General features: G+C 66.4%; 2 protein-coding genes. Both read left to right on the top strand.

Translation table 11 applies throughout. The features are described from left to right. The first annotated feature begins 243 nt into the window (after window positions 1–243). Window positions 244–1,458 (top strand): NTP transferase domain-containing protein, encoded by a 1,215-nt coding sequence (locus GF399_06730; protein ID MBD3400010.1) that lies wholly within the window; start codon window positions 244–246, stop codon window positions 1,456–1,458. A 161-nt stretch (window positions 1,459–1,619) separates the two neighbouring features. Then, window positions 1,620–2,615, top strand: a complete 996-nt coding sequence (locus tag GF399_06725) for an AAA domain-containing protein (GenBank protein MBD3400009.1) — start codon at window positions 1,620–1,622, stop codon at window positions 2,613–2,615. The last annotated feature ends 464 nt before the right edge of the window (window positions 2,616–3,079 follow it).

Raw genomic sequence — 3,079 nt, 5'->3', positions numbered from 1 at the left:
GTTTTTGCGGAGGCGGACCGTTAGCATCGGCCTCACGGTCGCCGAGATGCAAAAACCGTGCCGGTTCCGGGCGTCGCGGGTTCTCGACCGGGGCCGCGACGTCCCGGCGGCCGTTTTTCACGGCCCCCGGCGTCCCGTTGCAGGCCTTTTCGGGCCGGGAAGCTTCACAAGGGCGTATTTTTCTGTTATAAACCCAGTGGAGTCGGCGGCCGAACCATACCTCAAGCTCAAGAAGGTAGTCGTATGCAGGCTGTAATCCTGGCAGCCGGAAAGAGCACCCGCACCTATCCGTTGACGGCGCGCACACCCAAGGCCCTGTACGAGCTGGCGGGACACGCCGTTATCGAGCACAACCTGCGCAGCCTGGAGGGCCTAGTCGATGAGGCCGTCGTGGTGATCGGCTTCGAGGGCAAGCGGATTATCCGCCGCCTGGGCTCCTCCTACCGCGGTATTCGCTTGCGTTACGCCGAGCAGAACGAGCAGCGCGGCACGGCCCATGCTTTGCTCTGCGCCGCCGACAAGCTCAACGGCGAGCTGCTGGTGTTGATGGGCGACGACCTCTACCGTAACGACGCCGTCGAGGAGCTGCTGGAGCATCCCTACGCCGTGTTGGCCCAGCGGGTCAGTGACCCGCAGCGTTTCGGCATCTTCACCACCGACGGCGAAATGGTCACCGGCGTGGTCGAGAAGCCACGGGAGTACGTCGGTGACCTGGCCAATACGGGTTGCTACAAGGTCAACTCAGGCTTCCTGCGGATCCTCGGGAAGCTGGAGCCCTCGGAGCGCGGCGAGCTGGAGCTGACCGACGCCATCGCCGAGGTGGCCCGGCGCGGCGAGCTGCATTGGGTGGAGTCCAACGGCGGCTGGTTCCCCATCGGCTACCCCTGGCACCTGCTGGAGGCCAACACCCTGCTGCTGCAGGACCGCCCGTTGAGCCGCTACAACATCAAAAGCCGGATGCTCTCCGACGTCCACCGTTGCGTGACCGTCAACGTTCTCGAGGACACCTGGATCGGCCGGGGCAGCCTGGTGGCCGATCGGGTGATGATCAGTCGCAACTGCTACCTGCACCCCGGCGTCCAGGTGACCAACCGGACCTCGATCGGTCCCAACACCCAGATCGGCGTCGGTTCGACGATCGAGAACTGCCTGATCGGAGCCAACGTCCAGATCGGCCGTGACTGCCTGCTGTCGGGCTGCGTGATCGCCGACGGCGCGACCATCGGCGACAACGTAACGGCGATCAGCGAGCCGCCGCCCGGCGAAACGATCACCTCGACGATCAAGGGTCGCGAAGTACGGGTCGATCGCCGGAGCTTCGGCGCCGCCGTCGGTCCCGCGGCCTATGTCGCACCGTTGAGCGTTCTGGCCCCGGGGGTCAAGCTGGCCCCGGGCGCCCGGACCGAGCCGCGGGAGTACCTGACCGCGGACCGGGGCGAGATCTGGCCGGCCGACTGAGCCTTTCGCCGCTCAACGCCAGGGGCCGCCGGCCCCTTTCCTTTTGCGGAACCCAGCCGGCGACCGGGACGTTCCATAAGCGGATACTACGCGGTTAAACAACCCTCTTAACCCATTCAAACAACCTATCGGTGAAGTCCGAATCCGTCAGCCAGGGTGAGATTGAGCGGGCCGAGCGTAGCCTGGAGCGTCTGGCCGCCGCGGCCAAGCGGTTACAGGATCAGCTCGGCCGAGTCATCGTCGGCCAGCACGCCGTCGTCGAGCAGATGCTGGTCTCCCTGCTCTGTCACGCCCATTCCCTGGTCGTCGGCGTGCCGGGGTTGGCCAAGACCCTGCTGGTCTCCAGCCTGGCCCGCTGCCTAAGGTTGGACTTCAAGCGCGTCCAGTTCACCCCGGACCTGATGCCCGCCGATATCACCGGCACCGACATCATCCAGCTCGATCCGGAGACGGGGCGGCGCCGCTACGAGTTCTACCATGGACCGGTGTTCACCAACGTCCTGCTGGCCGACGAGATCAACCGCACCCCGCCCAAGACCCAGGCCGCCCTGCTGCAATCGATGCAGGAGCGCGAGGTGACCGTCGGCGAGACGACCCACCCCCTGCCGGAGCCCTTCTTCGTCCTGGCGACGCAGAACCCGATCGAACAGGAGGGCACCTACCCCCTGCCCGAGGCCCAGCTGGATCGCTTCATGCTGCAGATCCTCATCGGCTACCCCGAGCGTGGCGAGGAGTACGAGATCGTCGGCCGGACCACGGGTGCCGCGGAGGTCGAGTTGGAGCCCGTGCTCGAGGCCGCGGAGGTGCTGGAGCTGCAGAGTTTGGTCCGCCGGCTGCCCGCCCCGGAACACGTCGTGCGCTACGCCGTCGCGCTGGCCCGGGCCAGTCGTCCCGATGACGAGACGGCGCCGGAGTTCGTCAGCCGCTGGGTCGCCTGGGGCGCCGGGGTGCGCGCCGGGCAGTTCCTCGTGCTGGGGGCCAAAGCCCGCGCCGCCCTGCGCGGTCGGCCGACCCCCTCCCTCGACGACGTCCGCGCCCTGGCCGCGGCCGTGCTGCGTCACCGGGTACTGCCCAACTTCAACGCCGAGGCCGAGGGCGTCGGCGCCGAAGATATCGTCGGCCGGTTGCTGGAACACGTCGAGGCCCGGCCCGATTAAGCAGGCGGCGTGAATGGCTTCCCCCGCCCAGTGCGGCGAATGCCGGTCCTTGACCGGCATTATTCGTAAGGGATCCGATCGGAACGGGAGTTCAAACCCACCCGAACATAACCGGGCCGACCTTTCGACGTTAGCGAAACTCCATTTCTGCGTACCCCGGGCCGGAGTTACGACCTCGTCGTAACACCAATGCTGCGAAGCAGCACCGGCACCAGGTTGTTGCATGCCCGGGGTCGTCGGCCGACGACCTCGGGTAAGAAGAGCGCCGGCCCTCTGTTGTCGGCGGTTCTATCCCGTCTGAGGCTATGAAGAAGGGGGCGACAGAGGAATCATCGCCCCTGCGGATATCTCGACGCTGTAGACCCGCCCCTGCAGGGGCGGAGTTTTTTCATCCCACCCGGGGCCGCCTCGAATAAACGTTTTACCGCACGATAACGACTCGAAGCCGTTAGTCGCCCAGGGCC

The organism is Candidatus Coatesbacteria bacterium, from assembly GCA_014728225.1.
In the GTDB taxonomy this organism is placed as follows: domain Bacteria; phylum RBG-13-66-14; class RBG-13-66-14; order RBG-13-66-14; family RBG-13-66-14; genus WJLX01.
Note: the sequence above shows the minus strand (reverse complement) of the source record. Positions and strands in the feature narration are given on the sequence as shown.

What these genes read in the sequence shown, in the direction of transcription:
- GF399_06730 (MBD3400010.1), top strand. Translation starts at nt 244, where the DNA reads ATGCAGGCTGTAATCCTGGCAGCCGGAAAGAGCACCCGCACCTATCCG.